Here is a 17,818-nt window from a genome sequence, read left to right as displayed (position 1 = left end):
ACGTGAAGCAAGCTCGTATGGGAGCTGTCGCCATGAGTTCCTTGATGGTGCTTTTTCAGTTGGGGAGCGCACTGGTTGTCAATCCGGCAGCAAAAGCCGGGAGGGATGCTTGGATATCCACACTGATCGGCGTGGCGGCGGGCATGCTGTTATTTCTGTGTTACAGCAGTCTACACAAGCGTTTTCCGGACATGACGCTTCCGGGGTATTCCAGCGCGCTGCTGGGCAGGCTGGCCGGTAAAGCGGTCGGCATGGCATATGTGCTGTTTTTTATGTATGCAGCGACCCGCGATCTGCGGGTCGGCGCTTTTTTAATTGATAATATAGCCTTGCGGTATACGCCTACACTGATTGTTCAACTGCTGATGATACTAGCCGTGATCTATGTTTTGTACTTGGGGATTGAGGTGGTTGGGCATACGGCTGTGATTTATTGGGGAATCTCCATATTTCTTATATTTTCCAATATCGTGCTTATTTTTGCTTCGGGCATTGTGGAATGGGGCAATCTTCTGCCTGTGGCGGAGGGCGGCTGGAGAGTGATAGCCGAGACAGGCTTTACCTCGGCTTTTATGTTCCCCTTCGGAGAGATGGTTAGCTTCACGATGCTGCTCCCTCTGTTAAAACGGAAATACAATGCGACCGGTGTCGGTATCTCATCGTTGTTCGTCGGAGGAGGGCTGCTTGTCTTATCTTCCCTGTTAACCGTATCATCACTCGGCAGGGAAGTGTTTGAGAGGGCAGCTTTTCCCCTGCTGAACACGATCGGAAAAGTTGAACTATCCGAGCTGATCAACCGGGTGGACGTGATGGTGGTGATGTCCATTATTATTGGCGTATTTTTCAGGGTCGCCGTTCTGTTTTACGCTGCGCTCAAGTCGGCTGAGGAAGTGCTGCAAATTGCTCATGGCAAGCTGATGGTGCCATTCAGCCTGATATTGCTGCTGTCAGCCTCACTGGTAGCCCCCAATTGGGAAGAGCATTTGCGGGAAGGAAGCTTTATGGTGAAGACTGTATTTCCGTTGTTTGCAGTGGTACTGCCGGTGCTGCTGCTGATTATCGCTGCAATCAGACAAAAAACAGGGAGTAAGGTGGGATGAAAGTGAATATGCCCCGGATCAGCAGCGGGCAAATGTTTGCCCTGATGGTACACTTTATATTGGGAACATCAGAATTTGTAAGTCTCGGTGCAGAGGCTGAAAGAGATGCATGGCTTTCCGACCTGATCGGGATGGCAGGCGGCTTGCTGCTGTTCCTTCTGTACTATTATCCATCTTTTCTCTTTCCACGGATGACGTTAATCGAATATTCCCGCCAGCTTTTGGGCAAAGGACTCGGATCGGCAACGGGATTCCTGTACAGCATGTATTTTCTGTATGTTGCCGCTGTGAATTTACGTGACGGTGTTGAACTGGTCAATATCAACATGCTGACTGCCACACCGAAAACAGTCATTGCTCTCCTCATGACTCTATGCATGATGTATGTTACAAGCCTGGGCGCCGAAGTGCTGGCGCGAACGGCGCTGATTTTCTGGTTTGCCATTACTGTTGTTATTTTGACGATGAACTCTTTATTGCTTATATCAGGGAGCCTGGAATTTGACCGCCTGCTGCCGATACTCAGTAATGGATGGCAGCCTGTACTTGACAGTGTTCTTCGCGAGACGCTGATGTTCCCATATGGGGAAATGATCTGTATCATGATGCTGATGCCTTTTCTGAAGACTCCTGAGAAAGGGCTTCCCGTCGGCATAGCCGCAATCTTGACAGGGGGAGTTCTGCTTATTCAGGCGATGGCGCTGAACATAGCTTCACTTGGCCCTGAGATAGCAACACGTTCTGTCTTTCCGCTTGTCATTATGATGGGCAAGATCCAGCTTTCCGAATTATTCACCAGAATGGACATTTTCGCATTGACGCCTATGATCATTGTAGCTTTTATTAAAGTGACCATCCTTTTTTATGCCGCACTGCTCGGGTTGTCCGACATTTTTCGGATCGAATTCCGCAAGCTTGTTCTCCCCATGGGATGCATCCTCCTGGTGTGGTCGGTTCTGTTGGCCCCTTCGCTTATGCAGCATCTGGAATTTGGGGCCAAGCTAATATTATTTATACACCCCCTATTTGTTGTAGCCATCCCTCTGCTGCTTGCGTCCTCCGCCTTCTTCCACAGACGCAGAGGCGGGGTCCGGGGCTTCCACAAAACGGACCCACAATCTGAATAGTTTGCCGAACATCCGGCCAAGCTGTTTTCTCAGTGCCATAACGAACACGGCCAGCGTCATGCCTGCAATGACGACATATTCAGACGGCCTCATCACAGCTAAAGTTGAAAGCATGGGCTGCCAGGGATTTTTTACGCCGTACAGCCAATCCAGCAGGCCGTTGGTGCCGATCATCAGGATGAAGAAAACTATAAACAGAACCAGTTCTTTCATACAGCATCCTCCGATCACGTATTGTGATGCTATCAGTTTGATTAAAAAAAGGGATGTTTATCCCTGTATTGACGAATTGTAGATTAAGATTTATACTAGGTCTAAAGATAAACGATAATGATTCTAATCTTATATCGATTTTAATAAAATGACTTTGTGATATAAAAGGGAGATGCACGGGATGAGATCTCTGAATTTAACCTCACAGCGGCAGGCTGTGTATGATGTGGTGCGTGAATCCAATGATCACCCCACAGCGGCGGACGTCATGAACAGGCTGATGGAGCGGGGCTACAATCTGGCCTACGGTACAGTGTACAACTCGTTACGTTATCTGACAGATAAAGAGCTGATCCGCGAACTGAAGCTGGGAGAGGCGGCCAGCCGCTATGACGGGCGTATGGATGATCATCAGCATGTCATCTGTCAGGTGTGCGGACGGGTGGATGAGGTGATGAGCGGAGTTCCGTCGGAATGGACGAAGGAAGTTATGGCAGAAACGGGGTATGATATTGCTCATGCCCACGTCGTATTCGGAGGTGTGTGTCCGGAATGTCTAAGCAAACGAACCAGGTAAGCCAAGCGGTTGCGAGAGTCCGGCTTCCGCGGACAGTACGGGCGCGTTTCGCCCCGACGGCGCCGATGCCGGCTAATGAGCCTTTGTTCTGTACGACTACACGGCGGATTGCACTGGTCAGTGCAGTTCCGGGTGTTGTGCAGACATGGGTGCGGATGCTGACGGATGCCTGCTATGATGTCATGGCGTTTCATCGCTGGAGCCCAGAACTGCGGGAGCAGCTGAATCCGGATCTGATTCTTTTTGATGCTACCATCTTTGAGGATGAGCTGGCGCTGAAGCGGTGGCATGAGTCTCTCGATAAGGGGACAGAACCGCGCTTATATCTGATAAATGATGCTCTGATGGAAGCCGCCAGCCGGCTGCTGCCTCATGAAGAGATTATGAGCTGGCCTGTCGCTTCCGCCCGCCCGGTGCAGCGGATTGAGCGGATGCTTAGCGGGCGTTCCGCGCAGAAGAAGCCTGCTGCTTCCGGACAGCGCATCGTCTTTAAGGATATATGGATTGACCGCGGCAAAATGACGGTACATCAGGGGGAGCGCCTGCTTAGTCTGACCAAGACGGAATACGATTTGCTGCTTAAGCTGATTGAAGCCCAGGGCCGTGTATTATCCCGCGAGCAGATGATGCATGACATATGGGATACGGATTTTATCGGAGGCAGCAATGTGGTGGACGTGCATGTCAAAAGCCTCAGAAAGAAGCTGGGAGACAATGCGGCGGCACCCCGCTACATCACCACGGTAAGAGGCGTAGGTTATAGATTGGCTGATTAAAGTAACGGTGGATATTTTGGGATCACTCTAACGGGTGCCACAACCGCTATTGGCTCCAAGAACGTTGATTTCAAATTATAGCGGTTGCCATGTCGCTTATTTCGATTAATCCGGATGATTTCTCCTGAATTTTGGGAAATAACGTTGGTCACGACCGTTAGAATTAAGAAAAGGTCTTATTTTGTAAAATAGCAGCTGCTGCAACCGTTAGATTTCCGGCGGGCGTATGATCGGCCCGAAAACCTGAACTTTTGCGAAAATAAGAAAGGAACAGGGCTACAAGTTGTCTTTATGAAAGAGTTAATGCAACGTTAGGGCGTGAATAGGAGAATTTCTTCTATTCTCGCCTTTTTTTAATTAGTAATCGGAAGGGATTAGCGATTTCTTTTTGTATTCTTAAGTAGGGGTATGCACGAAGCAGCGGAAGGGACGAAGCAATTTCCGAAAAAGCGGCAGCGTTCGCCTTTATCCCCAAATTTCTTCCACTGAAAAATAATTACGAAATTTGGGGATAACAGCGATTGGAGGAATGGTTCGTTCTCGGAGCGTCTCAACAGCTTTTGGCAGTTGACTTCCAGATCAGTCATCACTACAATGGGTAGTGTGAGAGGTGTGCAGGATGAGAAGACTGAACTTTAAGACCGGAGAGAGAGGGCTGAACCGCTTTTTCGGACCTCTGGAATCCCGCATCATGGATATTTTATGGGATAGGCCTGATCGGAGCATCAAGGAAGTGCAGACGCTGCTTGAGCATGACAAGGACATTAACTTTAATACGGTGATGACCGTCATGAACCGTTTGGTGGACAAAGGCGTGCTCAGCAAGAAGCTTCGCGGACGAACTTCGCTGTACTGTCCGGTGCAAAGCCGGGAGAAATTTATGGACGAGCAGTCGAAGGAGCTCAGCCATGAACTGGTAGAACAGTTCGGACCACTTGCGGTCAACCATATGATTGATGCCCTGGAAGAAGCTGATCCGGAGCTGATTGAGCGTCTTGAGCAAAAAATCAAACAATGGAAAAAGGAATTGTGAGCGATGTGGAAAACGCGATCCAAACTGCTGTTTACGGCCGGTGCGGGTATGTCCGGCATCATGCTTCTGCAGATGGGGATGTATGGCGGTCATATGGCCTTCGGCTGGGATTTGAACTTTAATGTTTTTCAAATCTGCAGGCAGCTGCTGCATGCCTTCGGCATCGATTATGTAGTTGACGGATTGACATGGCTGGTCGCGTTAACCTTCGCGGTGGCGGGGTGGCTTGCCGTACGTCAATGTGTAGCGACAAGGAGAGCATTCCTGCGGCTGGAAAGCATGCGCAATCTGCAACTGACAGAGGAATTGGGCGAAAGGTATGGCGAACTTGGAGGCCGCATTTGGGTGATTGAATATGACAAGCCCGCAGCCTTCACAATGGGGCTTCTTTCCCCGAAGATTGTACTGTCCTCCACACTGCTGGCGATGCTGGATCAGGAGGAAGAGGCAGCGGTCGTCTATCATGAAGCTTACCACCTGCGGCATTACGATCCTTTAAAAACATGGCTGCTGCAGCTATGCTCGTCCCTGTTGTTTTATATTCCCGTGCTGCGGCATATTCTGGAGCATTATAAGACAGCCCGCGAAATTCTAGCGGATAATGAAGCCATTCACCGTACCGGGACGCCGGCCGGACTCGGCAGCGCACTGCTGAAGCTGCTGCGCAACCCTTCACGGGGAGCTTCTTCCAGACCTGTGATGACAGCCGTCTGCTCATCCTTTGCGGAGACCTCGATTAATTACCGGATCTCACGCATTCTGGATCCGCAGCAGACACTGGCGCCCAAGCTGCCTTGGCGGCCTGTTATGACCTCTTTGTATGTATTGTCTCTGCTGTCCCTTCTATTCGCGCTTGCGCTTATATAGTCCGTGCGCGAATAGAAGATTATATATAAAGGAAAACAAAATTTTTTGGTTTATAACACTACATATCGTAGTGAATAAAAGGAGGAATAAATAATGAATCAAACGATGACAAGCATAGGGCTGCTGCTGTTGAGATGGATGACGGGTATCATTTTTATTGTTCATGGCACCCAGAAATTTCAGGGGCTTGGCGGGACGGCAGGGTTCTTCCAGAGCCTTGGCCTTCCAGGTTTGCTTGCTCCGGTCGTAGCCACGGTTGAGCTTGTTGGCGGTATTCTGCTCATTCTTGGCTTGGGGACACGTTTTGCCGGCGCGGCGTTGACGGCTGTTATGATCGGCGTGCTGCTGACAGCCAAGTTCGGGCAAGGATATATGGCGATGGAATTCGATCTGATCGTTTTGTTCGCTTCTCTGCAGCAGGTATTTACGGGAGCAGGAGCTTACTCAGTGGATGCGGCCATTGCACGCAAACGTTCCGGGTCCAACCGCACCCAAACCGCTTAATTTCAGACGAGCTTACGCACACTTCGTGAAAAAGGACTGACCAGGCAAAAAATTGCCCTGTTCAGTCCTTTTTTACATATTATCTGTGAAGTCGAGAACCTTCCCGTCTACCATGATCGAGATGTTAATACAAGCAAGAACATCCTTGCTGAAGGAAAAACTCGTGTCTGCATCGATGCGATAATCACAGGAACTGCAGGAAATGCGGGAATCACAACAGGTGAAGAACAGGGGAGCCAGATCCTGTTCTTCACCTTTTTTATAAACAAAGCAGGTAATGGATGGGCAGTCCGGGTTTTTGGAAGTGATTTTGTAGATAGGGGATATGCACGCAGCAGCGGAGAGAACGAAGCAATTCCGGAAAAGCGGAGCGCTCGCCTTTGACCCCGAATTTCTTCCGATTAAAAAACAATTTGAAATTCGGGGTCAACAGCGATTGTAGGAATGCTTCGTTCTCGGAGCGCCTCACAACATACGAAGAGCGCCTCAGAACATAAATGTACATAAATTTACCTGCCAAAACACATCCTAACCTGCAGAACCACATTCGGCCAAGCAAGGAGTTCTGGAGGAAGAGGGCAGATGAAAAAGATCAGATATCCCTGGAAGAGAAGTACGCCGCCTGAAGCAGACCGGAGCCGGAAAGCTCACCAAAAGCTGCCGGAAATTACCTGGCTCGATAAGCCTCTCAGTTCCAGCCTGGAGGACAATGAGAAGGCGATGAAGGACATTTTGCGCGATTGCTCCGATATCGTATTCCGGAAGCTGACCGTGGCGCCTGGCCGCAAAGGGCTGGTGGTCTATTTGGAGGGAACGGTCAAAACCGAGGATTTGGAGATGCACATGATCAAGCCCCTCATTCAGGCGCTGATTCAGACGAATGAAGGAACAGAGGTGCATCTGGAGCCGGTTGACGAAACGCGCATTTCACTCTCCCAGGTCAAATCAACGGATCAATTCCAGCAGGTTACGGAAGCTGTGTTGGATGCCAACGCTGTATTGTTTTTGGAGAATTCCACAAGGGCTTACCTGTTTAGCGTAAAAGGCGGTTCACGGCGCGGCGTGCAGGAGCCCGAGACCGAAGCCGTCATTCGCGGGCCCAGAGAGGGTTTTACCGAGACACTGCGGGTGAACACGGCATTGCTGCGCTTCAAGCTGAAAACACCAATGCATAAATTCTACAGCCTTAAAATGGGAGAACAGACCAAGACTAATGTCGTGCTCACCTACATCGAGGGAATTGCGAATGAACAGCTGATTGAAGATGTGAAAAAAAAGCTGCACGACATCAAAATCGATGCCGTGCTGGAGACGGGCTATATCGAAGAACTGATTGAAGACCACCCCTATTCGCCTTTTCCGCAAATGCAGTATACGGAACGTCCGGATACGGTGGTCGCCCAGCTGTTGGAGGGACACTTTGCCATCATGGTGGACGGCACTCCGTTTGTATTGATAGGTCCTGTAACGATGTGGCAGATGATGCAGGCCAGCGAGGACTATTATGAGCGCTTCTTTATCAGCAATATGGTGCGCTGGATCCGTTACTTTTTCCTGGCGATCGCCTTGTTCCTGCCTTCGCTTTATATTGCGGTGACCACCTTTCATCAGGACATGCTGCCAACAACCCTGATCCTGAGCATTGCCGCTGCCCGAGAATCCATTCCTTTTCCTGCGGTCGTCGAGGCCATGATGATGGAAATTTCTTTTGAAGCGCTGCGCGAGGCCGGCATCCGGCTGCCTAAGACCGTCGGACAGGCTGTCAGTATTCTCGGGGCGCTGGTGATTGGACAGGCAGCGGTACAGGCCGGCATTGTATCTGCGCCAGTGGTGATTATCGTATCGCTGACCGGTATCGCATCCTTTACGATTCCGCGCTTTAATTTTGCAATTACGGTCCGGATGCTGCGTTTTCCGCTTATGATCATGGCGGGGGTGCTCGGTTTGTTCGGTATTGTCATCGGCACAGTCCTGATCACCGTTCATTTAACCAGATTAACCTCCTTCGGCATGCCGTATCTGGCTGGTTACAGTCCGTACAGCTCCGAGGATCAGAAGGACATCCTGGTTCGTACACCATGGTGGAATATGGTTGGACGGCCCGCCTGGATGTCACATGATCGCCAGCGGCTTAAAAAGAACATGAACGGAGAAGACCTTGAGGAGAAGGAGTGGTAATCCATGAAGGCGGGAAAGGTGCTGCTCCTGCTCATTTGTTCATGCCTGCTCGGGGGCTGCTGGGACCGGAAAGAGGTGAATGATGTCGCATTTGTATTGGGAACGGCCGTAGATAAAGAAGGAGAGGAGTACCGGACAACACTGCAGATTGCTTTGCCCAGCCAGCTCAGTACCGCGGGCACTTCCGGAGGCGGGGGAGGTACCAGCGGGGACAGATCCTATTACCTGGAATCGAAGACGGGAACGACGATGCGGGAATCCAATGACAAGGAGCAGGAGAATACGTCAAGAAAACTGAACTATTCGCACCGGCGGACGCTGATTTTAGGAGCAGATTTGGCCAGGGAAGGAATTGCCCGGATGACCGATGTGCTGGCTCGTACCCCCGAGAACAGGCTTTCTTCTCTTATCGTGGTTGCCGAGGGGCGCGGGTCTGAAATTTTGGAGGCACAGGCACCGATTGAGCAGTACCCTGCCGAGATGGTCCGCGAACTGGCTTATACCTATATGAAGGAACCGCGCAATCTGAAGCTTCTTATCCATACGATGCTGAGCGAGGGTGTCGATCCCGTTGTGCCTGTTGTGGGGCTTGTCGACACGATGCCGCAAGGCGGGAAGGAAAATAAAAAAAATATCAAAATTAAAGGCCTGGCTGTATTTAAGGGCGACAAGGTATCCGGTACAGTGAGCCAGAGACTTGCCAGGGGGCTGCTGCTTGTCCTGGATCAGGCCAAGACTACGGAATACGTAATAAATCCGCCTGAAGGAGCAGGAAAGCTCACGCTGCTCTTGAACGAAACGGACGTTAAGGTCACACCTACCGTCCGGGGGGATGATATCCGGATGACGGTCGAATTGCTGATTAAGGGAGAATTGAGCGAAAACCAATCCTCTTATAACATGGCAATTCCCAAAAACATGAATTGGCTTGAACATGAAGCCGAGGATATGATCCGCCGAAGTGTTGAGGAAAGCATCAGGGTCGTACAGCGTGATTACGAGTCGGATGTTTTGGGGTTTGGGAGAGAAATAAAAACCAAAATGCCTAAGATATGGGATCAGGTGAGAGGCCGTTGGCGCGAATTGTACCCGGAAGTTGAAGTGGAGGTTCGCCCGAGAGTGCATGTCGAAAGCACCGGAGCCATCACAAAGCCCTTCGGGCTGAGAGAGGATCAACTACATGATTGAAAAGCTTGTCATTCCGCTGCTGCTGATCATCCTGCTGATGTATGTGCTTGACAGGAAAAAGCTGAAAAATTCTCCCGCTGTGAACCGCTGGTTTGCTTACATCCTGTACGCGCTCAGTTTTGCCATCTGGCTTTATGAAACAAGGGGAACAACGGCAATACATCCTTCGGTACTGCTGGCCAGGATGATTGATTCGTTGATCCCCCTGCCCTAGGTTTGTAAGTATAGTGGATTTTCGGCCGGGAAGGAGATGGATAAATGAAAAATTTTACAACAAGGCAGATGGTTTTTCTTGGAATTTTGATGGGGGTAACCATCACGCTGGTGCATGCGCCTGCCCAGGCCGCTGAAGCCGCCGGTCAGCATACTTTTCTCACTCCGCTCCCGGCCGCTTTGGTGCTGGCATTTTCTGTCTGGGTATTGAGCAGGATTCAAAGACGGTTTTCAGGCCATGACCTGTTTGGAGCCCTCATTACCCGGTTCCCTGTATTTGGGCGGCTGCTGGTGATCCTGTATTTCGTATTTAATCTGGTGGTGATGGCCAGAGATATGCGATTGCTGACCGATTATGTCGCGATTACGCTGCTGCCTTTGACACCGATTATCGCGACCGCGTTTTGTCTGCTGCTCACCATCATCTTTATGGTTCGGGGCGGGATTGTTACGCTGGTTGGTATGACTGAAATTTATATTCCGTTCCTGATCGCTACAGCCATTGTGATGCCGATTGTGCTGGGAAAAGCGATGGACTTTTCGCTGCTGCGTCCTATGTTCCATTTTCATTACAGTGATTTCATGCGCGGGAGCTGGAATTTATTGGCTTACATGGGGGATCTGGCGGTGCTGCCCTATGTGTTTCCCGGAAAAAACTACAGGATCCGCAGCGCGCTTGGCGGAGTACTGGGCTGCACGCTGCTGCTCATGATACTGCTGCTATTGCAGCAGACCGTGCTCGGCCCGCCCATTACTGCCCGTCTGTCCTTTCCGTCCTATGAAATTGCCCGGCAGATGCAAATTACGGATTTCCTGGACAGGTTCGATTTGCTGATTGGGGGAATGACACTCCCTACAATCATCATCAAAGTGGGCTTTGACCTGTATGTGCTGTGCAGTGCTTCAAGGCGTCTGCTGCCCTCCGTGAAGGGGGAGCTTACGGTTCTGCCGGTAGGAATTCTGGGTTTCGTGTGCACCTTCTGGTTTTTTGAGAATTTGCCGCAGGTTTTTGCTTTCAGCAAAGAATGGGCAGTGCTCGTACTGTTCTTCTATGTTTTGCTGCCGGTAGTGCTCCTTTTTATGCTGCATCCGAAGAAAGAAGGCCGAGCGGAAGGGGGGGCACAGCCGCAGCCTGGACAGTCATAGTCAAGCATCAACTCCCATGAGCAATTTACAGTTGCCTTTTTTGCGCCGGACTGTATACTTGTACCAAAACGTACCGAGCAGCAAGGGAGGAGCTTTATGGCATTGCGTATGGCAGGCAAGACCGTAGCGTTGGCAGGGCCGCGTAAATCTGAGGAAATGAAGTTATTGGTGGAGAAAATGGGGGGAACGGCGCTGCTGCGCCCGGCACAGGGGACCGTGCTCCTGGACGATGCCGAGCTCCGCGCAGGCATAGAATCATGGCTGAGCTCCCCTCCGGAATGGACCCTGCTGACGACAGGCATGGGGCTGGAGGCCCTGTATCAAATGGCTGAAGAAATGGAGGTTGCCGAGCGGTTGCACGAGCTGCTGGCATCATCACGTATTGCGGCGCGCGGTTACAAAACCGTGAATGCGCTCAAGAAACGCGGATTGACGCCGGTGGTACGCGACGATGACGGCAGCACAGCCGGGCTGATCCGTTCCTTTGCGCCCTATAACCTGAAAGGCAAAAAGGTGATTCTGCAGCTGCACGGCGATCCCGCCCCGCGTCTGGTCGGCTGGCTGCAGGAGCAGGGGGCCGATGTCCGGCAGCTGCTGCCTTACAAGCATGTGCCGCCGAAAACGGAGGATCTGGAAGACCTGATCAATGATATTACCCAGCGGAGGGTGGATGCCGTGGCGTTTACCAGCGGACCGCAAATCCGTTTTCTGGCCGAATATGCACGCAGCCGCGGCGTTATGGAAGACGTTCTCGCTGCATTCCGGAGTGACATCATTGCCGTTTCCGTCGGAAAAGTGACGGCACAAGCGATGCTGGAAGAAGGAATAGAACGCATTGTCATGCCGACCGAGGAGCGCATGGGCAGCATGATGGTGGAACTGGGGCGCTACTTCGAATCCGGGGGAATGGCGAACGGATACGGACTGGACAGGGCTGCGGCGGCAGACAAAGAACAATAACTGGAGGACCTCCCGAAAAGGCAACCCGGATACATCAGCATCCCGGTTTGCCTTTTTTGTCTTGCTTGCCAGGGCCACTTCCACATGAGCGGCAGCTGCTGACTCCTCAAGAACCTGTGGTATTCTTCTTTCCAATAACCGTAAGTTCTTAGTATGATACAACGAGACAGGTAGATTTCAGACAACAAAATGCCCTGAATATACAGAAAGAGGTGCTGAATGGTGAAGTCGATTTGTGTGTTTGCAGGCTCCAACGACGGGAAGGCTCCGGAATACAGGGAACAAGCTGCCCGGCTTGGAGAGCATATCGCCCGCTGCGGGCTGCGCCTGATCTATGGAGGCTCCAGCTTCGGACTGATGGGTACGGCCGCCAATGCCGCGCTAGCAAGCGGGGGACTGGTAACGGGCATCATGCCTACGCCGCTGTTCCGGCGGGAAATCGTGCACGAGGGGCTGACGGAGTTTATTGAAGTCAGAGACATGCATGAGCGCAAGGCGACGATGCATCGGTTGGCTGACGGCTTCATTGCGCTGCCGGGAGGGATCGGCACCTTTGAGGAATTATTCGAGGTGCTGTGCTGGGCTCAGATCGGCCTGCACAGCAAGCCTGTCGGACTTTTAAATGTAAACGGCTATTACAACCCGCTGATGGAATTAATCCGGCACAGCGTACAGGAGGGTTTTGCGGGCCGGACGCATCTGGATCTGATCATGCTTGAGGAGGATGCCGAAGCGCTGGTCAAGAGAATGTGTTCCTCTGGAGGGCTGTCCCTTCAGCAGACCGGAGATGCGGAAACGGTCTAATGTGGCTGGAATGACGAGTCGTGCTCCGTTTTTCATGCTTGCGCTTTCTGCAAAGGCAGGGTTATGATGGATTCACAATGGAATAAGCGACCAGGCAGGGTGCCTTTGCCGAGGGGCAAAGGGTAACAGGGAATCGGGTGCAAATCCCGAGCGGTCCCGCCACTGTATTGGGGAGGCTCTTCTTCAACATGTCACTCGAACCAGACCCGGGGAAGACGAAGAAGGCTGATGATCCAAAGCCAGGAGACCTACCCTGCCTGTATGCACCGTAATCCTTCGCGGAAAGGAGTGGTGTACGAAAATCAGTGGACGAGCCTATCGTGGTGGCTCCCTATATTCCGGAACGCTTTTCACCCGGGGAAGGAAAGAAGGTTAGACCCTTTCATCTCCCTGTTGACCGGGATACGGGCAAGCTATGCGTAACGGAGCCTTGTTTAAGGCTGCCCGGCTAACTTTAACTGAATTACGTACATACAGCCCCATCCTGAGCGGATGGGGCTTTTTTGAGCTTGTAAATATGAACGGGCGGATTTTTTCTTCCCTTCTTTGCGCTCGGTGTCCGCTGTGTAACCCGCTTGACGAAAGAGGCCCCTGAACTGAAGCTGATGCTCGGGCCTTTGCTCATGAACGTGATTGGCTCTATTGCTGCTGTTCGGGCTGCGGGAAGGCGGGCCTGGTCCGCGCAATAAGGAACAGTTCAAGATCATATCTGGCGAGTCATCTTGTGAATGGAGGAGGAGTTATATGAATAAGCTTGGCAAGCTGTTGGTGATCGGCTTCGGACCTGGGGATATGGAGCATATTACGAAGCGCGCGCTGGACGCGCTCGCCGAGAGCGAAGTCATTATCGGGTACAACACCTATGTGGATCTGATCCGCCCGCTGCTGAGCGGGCAGGAGATCGTCCGCACGGGGATGACGGAGGAAGTGAGCCGCGCTCAGGAGGCGGTGCGGCAGGCGGAGGCCGGTCGCAAGGTGGCGGTAATCTCCAGCGGAGATGCGGGCGTATACGGCATGGCGGGATTGATCTACGAGGTATTGATGGAGAAAGGCTGGCGGCGCAGCGACGGGGTCGAGGTTGAGGTCGTCCCGGGCATATCTGCCATCCAATCCTGCGCTTCGCTGCTGGGGGCGCCTGTTATGCATGATGCATGCACGATCAGCCTCAGCGATCATTTGACCCCGTGGGAGACAATCATCCGGCGCGTTGAAGCGGCTGCGTCCGCGGATTTCGTGATTGCGCTGTACAATCCGCGCAGCGGCCGCCGCACGCGGCAGATCGTGGAGACGCAGGCAGTTCTGCTGCGCTACCGTGATCCCAAGACACCGGTCGGACTTGTCAAAAGCGCTTACCGGGACCGCCAGCAGGTCATCGTCACCACACTGGAGGATATGCTGAATCATGACATCGGCATGCTGACGACCGTCATTATCGGCAATTCGTCGACGATGGTCTACGACGGTCTGATCGTCACGCCGCGCGGTTACCAGCGCAAGTACACGCTGGGCGCGGCGGAGCAGCCGCTCAAGCCGCACGAGCGGCTGCGGCCGGAAGCCGAGCCGTGGTCGCTCGGCGCGGCGGGGAATGGCGGCGGTGAATTGGCCGCCGCCCCTGTGGCAGCACGGCAAAGCACAGCCGTGCTGGAGAGGCCGGAGCAGCCGCGCGGGACAGCGGCTGCTGCACCCGGCCCGGCCGAGCTGGCCGCGGAGGCGCTCGGCCGTCTGGCCGCCGGCGGGCGGCTGCCGGAGGCAGCAGCCGTCCGCTGGAGCGGCCAGGCGCCGCCGGTGCCCGCGGCGGCGACAGGAACAGCGCCCAAGCCGGCGCTGTTCGAGATCGGTGTTGCCCCGGGGGTGGGCAACAAGAAATTCAGCGCCCGTCAGATAGCGCTGCTCGCCGAGGCCGCAGGTGATGAGGGTGAACTGGAGTATACGACAGATCACCAGATTATCCTGCGTGTCCCGTGCGCCGACCCCGACGAGCTGGTCACGCGCCTGCGCGAGGCGAAGCTGATCATTATGCCGGTCGGCGATGTGATCAAGGTGAAGGCCTGCGACTTCTGCAATATGGAGAAGGACGATGCCGTACCGGTGGCCGAGCGGCTGCAAGCTGTTATTGGCGGCCTGTCCGCGCCAAAGGAAACGAGCATCGCGGTGAACGGTTGTGCGATGGCTTGCTACGGCGCCGTGCTTGAGGACATCGGCATCGTGTACCGCAAAGGCGGATACGACCTGTTCCTTGGCGGCAAAAAGTTCGGACGGAACGCACATCCGGCACAGCCTGTCGCGGAGGGCATTCCCGCCGATCAAATTGCGGACATCGTAGAGGGTGTCGTGGCAGAGTTCAAGGAAAAAGGGCACCCGAACGAGCGCTTTCACAAGTTTTTCAAGCGAGTGGGCGTTGTAGGCGGGTTCCGTCATGAGGATGCCCCTGCTGCTGTCGAGGTCAATCCGGTTTGCGGCGATTAAGGCTATAAAAGTATAGATTGGTCCCAACCGTTTCGGTTACGGTCAGGGATAGCATTGGTTTCAAGCTTTGGCAATACGAAGGGAGAGAGTGCAATGAATTCAATACTGCTGGTCGGACATGGAAGCCGGGACCCGGAGGGGAACCAGGAGCTGCTGGAGTTCGCGAAAACGGTTGCCTCCAAGTCGCCGGATACGCTGGTAGAGACCTGCTTTCTGGAGCTGACGGGGCCGACGATTGCCGAAGGCATCGCAGCCTGCGCGGCGCAGGGGGCAAGCCGGGTCGTGATCGTTCCGATTATTTTATTTGCGGCTGGTCACGCCAAGATCGACATTCCGATGGCAATTGATCGGGCGAAGGCCAAATACCCCGAAATTGAGTTTGTGTACGGACGTCCTATCGGGGTGCACGAAAAAATCATAGAAATTTTGCAGAGCAGGCTGGCAGAGGCGCAGCCTGTGGCTGCGGCGGCGGGAATGGCCCGAGGGCCGGCTCTGGCGGACGAAGCGACGGATCAGGATACGGCGGTGCTTGTGCTGGGCCGCGGCAGCAGCGATCCGGACGCGAACAGCGATTTCTTCAAGATGACCCGTATGCTGTGGGAAAAGCTGCCCTACACCTGGGTGGAGAGCTGCTTCATCGGTGTAACGCAGCCGTCCTATCCGGAGGGGATTGAGCGCTGTCTGCGTCTTGGTGCCAAAAAAATTATCGTACTTCCTTATTTTCTGTTTACAGGCGTGCTGATCAAAAAAATTAACGATATGACCCTGGAATTTGCCGAGGCTCATCCGGAGGTGCAGGTGGAAATCGGCGGTTACTTCGGCTTCCATCCGCGGCTGGTGGAGCTGGTGCTGGAGCGCGTGCAGGAGGGATTGCACGGGCGGGCGTTCGCCAACTGTGACAACTGCCAGTACCGATTGGCGGCACAGGAGCACCATCACCACCACCATGATCACGACCATGGGCACGATCACCATGACCATGACCATGACCATCATGACCATGACCATCATCACGACCACGACCACGATCATGACCACCATCACCATAGTGACCATCATAATAATCACCACCATGATCATGGGCACACACATACCGACGCGGATAAAAAGGTGAATGGCTTATGATCTTCATGCTGTGTGGAACAAGTGACGCGAGGGAGCTGGCGCTGCAAATCCAGGGCAGCGGCTACCGTGTGCTAACCTCCGTCGTGACGGAGAGCGCGGCTGCCAGCCTGCGCGCAGCCGGGCTGGAGGTTCGAACCGGACGTTTGACGGCTGCCGATATGACAGCACTGATCAAGGAAATGGGAGTGCGGGTGATCGTTGACGCCAGCCACCCTTTTGCCGAGGAGGCACATGCAAATGCCATGGAGGCCGCAAAGGAGTGCGGGCTTCCCTACATCCGATTCGAGCGTGCGGGACTTGTCTACGACGACCATCCGCTGCTGCATGTTGTTGCTTCCTACGAAGAGGCGGCTGACACCGCCCGTTCCTTGAAAGGCTCCATTATGCTCACGACCGGCAGCAAGACGCTGGAGATTTTCACCGAACGGCTGCTTGGCGATCCGGACATCCGGCTGGTCGCACGCATGCTTCCACGTATGGACAACATGGAGAAGTGCAGCCGGCTTGGCATGGAGCAGAAGAATATCATCGCCATGCAGGGGCCTTTTTCCAGAGAATTAAACGAGGCGCTGTACAAGCATTTCGGCACTACCGTCATGGTGACCAAAGAAAGCGGACGCACCGGGGCGGTTGACGAAAAGGTACAGGCCGCTCTGGACGCGGGCATTCGTGTCGTGCTGATTTCACGGCCTGAGGTCGATTTCGGTACGGTGCGCGACCAGTTTGAAGGCATACTGGAGGAGCTTGGACGTATTCCGGATCTATCCGGGGGCACGGGCGGTGAAGCTGCCTCCCTTTCGGTCAGTGGATAAAAGCCAGCAAGATCCGAACCAGCACGGCAGATGGAAATCATGTGATAACAGGGAGTGAAAGGCGATGGATTTTAAAACTGATTTTAAACCACTCACAGTGCAGCCGCAGGAAATCGAAGGCAAAAGCTTTGAAATGATCACGGAGGAGCTTGGGGAGCACCCCTTCACGGACAGACAGTATCCTGTCGTGCAGCGGGTCATTCACGCTTCCGCCGATTTCGAGCTTGGCCGCAGCATGGTGTTTCACCCGGATGCGATCGAAGCGGGCATCCAGGCCATTCGTGCCGGTCAGCCGCTTGTGGCCGACGTGCAGATGATTCAGGCGGGTGTCAGCAAGGACCGTCTGAAGCGTTTTGGAATGGATGTGAACGTATATATTTCCGACCCGGACGTTATGGAGGAAGCGAAGCGGTTAAATACGACGCGGGCGATCATCTCCATGCGCAAGGCGATCCGGCAGGCGGAGGGCGGCATCTATGCCATCGGCAACGCGCCGACCGCATTGCTGGAGCTGATCCGGCTCGTGAAGAGCGGCGAGGCGAAGCCTGGCCTCATTATCGGCATGCCTGTTGGCTTCGTGTCGGCCGCCGAGTCGAAGGACGAGCTGCGCAAGCTGGATATTCCGTTCATTACGAATATCGGGCGCAAGGGCGGCAGCACCATCGTCGTGGCCGCCGTCAATGCGCTGTCGCTGATGGCGGCACAGGAGGAGTAGAGCGGAACGAGCAG

Annotated in this window: 18 protein-coding genes and 1 riboswitch; of the genes, 17 read left to right on the top strand and 1 reads right to left on the bottom strand. The window is 53.6% G+C overall.

The genetic code is table 11. The features are described from left to right. Nucleotides 1–2 precede the first annotated feature (2 nt). On the top strand, nt 3–1,100 hold the full coding sequence (locus tag ACI1P2_RS25705) for a GerAB/ArcD/ProY family transporter (protein ID WP_355324814.1): 1,098 nt from the start codon (nt 3–5) through the stop codon (nt 1,098–1,100). Next, on the top strand, nt 1,097–2,227 hold the full coding sequence (locus tag ACI1P2_RS25700; RefSeq protein ID WP_355324811.1) for a GerAB/ArcD/ProY family transporter: 1,131 nt from the start codon (nt 1,097–1,099) through the stop codon (nt 2,225–2,227). Before ACI1P2_RS25705 ends, ACI1P2_RS25700 begins: the two co-directional genes overlap by 4 nt. Here the strand turns inward: ACI1P2_RS25700 and ACI1P2_RS25695 are convergent. Continuing rightward, on the bottom strand, nt 2,123–2,440 hold the full coding sequence (locus ACI1P2_RS25695; protein ID WP_355324808.1) for a hypothetical protein: 318 nt from the start codon (nt 2,438–2,440) through the stop codon (nt 2,123–2,125). The two genes, ACI1P2_RS25700 and ACI1P2_RS25695, sit on opposite strands and share 105 nt — an antisense overlap. A gap of 181 nt (nt 2,441–2,621) precedes the next feature. Between ACI1P2_RS25695 and ACI1P2_RS25690 the strand changes: the two genes are divergently transcribed. The 15 genes from ACI1P2_RS25690 (at nt 2,622) to ACI1P2_RS25620 (ending at nt 17,804) form a co-directional block, all read left to right on the top strand. Then, entirely contained in the window at nt 2,622–3,017 is a 396-nt protein-coding gene (locus tag ACI1P2_RS25690; RefSeq protein ID WP_355324805.1) for a Fur family transcriptional regulator, read from the top strand. Continuing rightward, complete coding sequence (locus ACI1P2_RS25685; protein WP_355324802.1) at nt 2,993–3,793, top strand: winged helix-turn-helix domain-containing protein; 801 nt, start codon at nt 2,993–2,995, stop codon at nt 3,791–3,793. The genes ACI1P2_RS25690 and ACI1P2_RS25685 overlap by 25 nt, the downstream gene beginning before the upstream one ends. A 619-nt stretch (nt 3,794–4,412) precedes the next feature. Next, nucleotides 4,413–4,826: a BlaI/MecI/CopY family transcriptional regulator gene (locus ACI1P2_RS25680; RefSeq protein ID WP_355324799.1), complete on the top strand. Its 414-nt coding sequence runs from the start codon at nt 4,413–4,415 to the stop codon at nt 4,824–4,826. A gap of 3 nt (nt 4,827–4,829) precedes the next feature. Further along, the gene (locus tag ACI1P2_RS25675; protein ID WP_355324796.1) at nt 4,830–5,693 is read left to right on the top strand and encodes a M56 family metallopeptidase; all 864 of its coding nucleotides are present in this window, start codon (nt 4,830–4,832) and stop codon (nt 5,691–5,693) included. Between the two features lie 93 nt (nt 5,694–5,786). Then, a complete protein-coding gene (locus tag ACI1P2_RS25670; protein WP_355324793.1) occupies nt 5,787–6,197 on the top strand; it encodes a DoxX family protein in 411 nt (136 codons plus the stop codon). 582 nt (nt 6,198–6,779) lie between these two features. Then, nucleotides 6,780–8,375, top strand: coding sequence for a spore germination protein (locus ACI1P2_RS25665; RefSeq protein WP_355324790.1), 1,596 nt, complete (start codon nt 6,780–6,782; stop codon nt 8,373–8,375). Between the two features lie 3 nt (nt 8,376–8,378). Next, a complete protein-coding gene (locus ACI1P2_RS25660; RefSeq protein WP_355324787.1) occupies nt 8,379–9,563 on the top strand; it encodes a Ger(x)C family spore germination protein in 1,185 nt (394 codons plus the stop codon). Next, complete coding sequence (locus tag ACI1P2_RS25655; RefSeq protein ID WP_355324784.1) at nt 9,556–9,777, top strand: hypothetical protein; 222 nt, start codon at nt 9,556–9,558, stop codon at nt 9,775–9,777. Before ACI1P2_RS25660 ends, ACI1P2_RS25655 begins: the two co-directional genes overlap by 8 nt. A gap of 44 nt (nt 9,778–9,821) precedes the next feature. Beyond that, the gene (locus ACI1P2_RS25650) at nt 9,822–10,922 is read left to right on the top strand and encodes a GerAB/ArcD/ProY family transporter (protein ID WP_355324782.1); all 1,101 of its coding nucleotides are present in this window, start codon (nt 9,822–9,824) and stop codon (nt 10,920–10,922) included. Nucleotides 10,923–11,018: 96 nt separating this feature from the next. Beyond that, nucleotides 11,019–11,882, top strand: coding sequence for a uroporphyrinogen-III synthase (locus ACI1P2_RS25645; RefSeq protein WP_355324779.1), 864 nt, complete (start codon nt 11,019–11,021; stop codon nt 11,880–11,882). A 222-nt stretch (nt 11,883–12,104) separates the two neighbouring features. Further along, nucleotides 12,105–12,686 (top strand): LOG family protein, encoded by a 582-nt coding sequence (locus tag ACI1P2_RS25640; RefSeq protein WP_355324926.1) that lies wholly within the window; start codon nt 12,105–12,107, stop codon nt 12,684–12,686. Nucleotides 12,687–12,766: 80 nt separating this feature from the next. Beyond that, nucleotides 12,767–12,956, top strand: a riboswitch (cobalamin riboswitch). Between the two features lie 474 nt (nt 12,957–13,430). Then, nucleotides 13,431–15,152 (top strand): precorrin-3B C(17)-methyltransferase, encoded by a 1,722-nt coding sequence (gene cobJ, locus ACI1P2_RS25635; protein ID WP_355324923.1) that lies wholly within the window; start codon nt 13,431–13,433, stop codon nt 15,150–15,152. A 93-nt stretch (nt 15,153–15,245) separates the two neighbouring features. Then, nucleotides 15,246–16,277, top strand: a complete 1,032-nt coding sequence (locus ACI1P2_RS25630) for a sirohydrochlorin chelatase (protein WP_355324773.1) — start codon at nt 15,246–15,248, stop codon at nt 16,275–16,277. Further along, on the top strand, nt 16,274–17,089 hold the full coding sequence (cobK, locus tag ACI1P2_RS25625) for a precorrin-6A reductase (protein ID WP_355324770.1): 816 nt from the start codon (nt 16,274–16,276) through the stop codon (nt 17,087–17,089). Before ACI1P2_RS25630 ends, cobK begins: the two co-directional genes overlap by 4 nt. A gap of 64 nt (nt 17,090–17,153) precedes the next feature. Further along, on the top strand, nt 17,154–17,804 hold the full coding sequence (locus tag ACI1P2_RS25620) for a precorrin-8X methylmutase (RefSeq protein ID WP_355324767.1): 651 nt from the start codon (nt 17,154–17,156) through the stop codon (nt 17,802–17,804). Nucleotides 17,805–17,818 lie beyond the last annotated feature (14 nt).

The organism is Paenibacillus jiangxiensis (genome assembly GCF_046098255.1).
Classification (GTDB): domain Bacteria; phylum Bacillota; class Bacilli; order Paenibacillales; family Paenibacillaceae; genus Paenibacillus; species Paenibacillus jiagnxiensis.
This window is presented reverse-complemented; position numbering and strand designations above follow the sequence as displayed.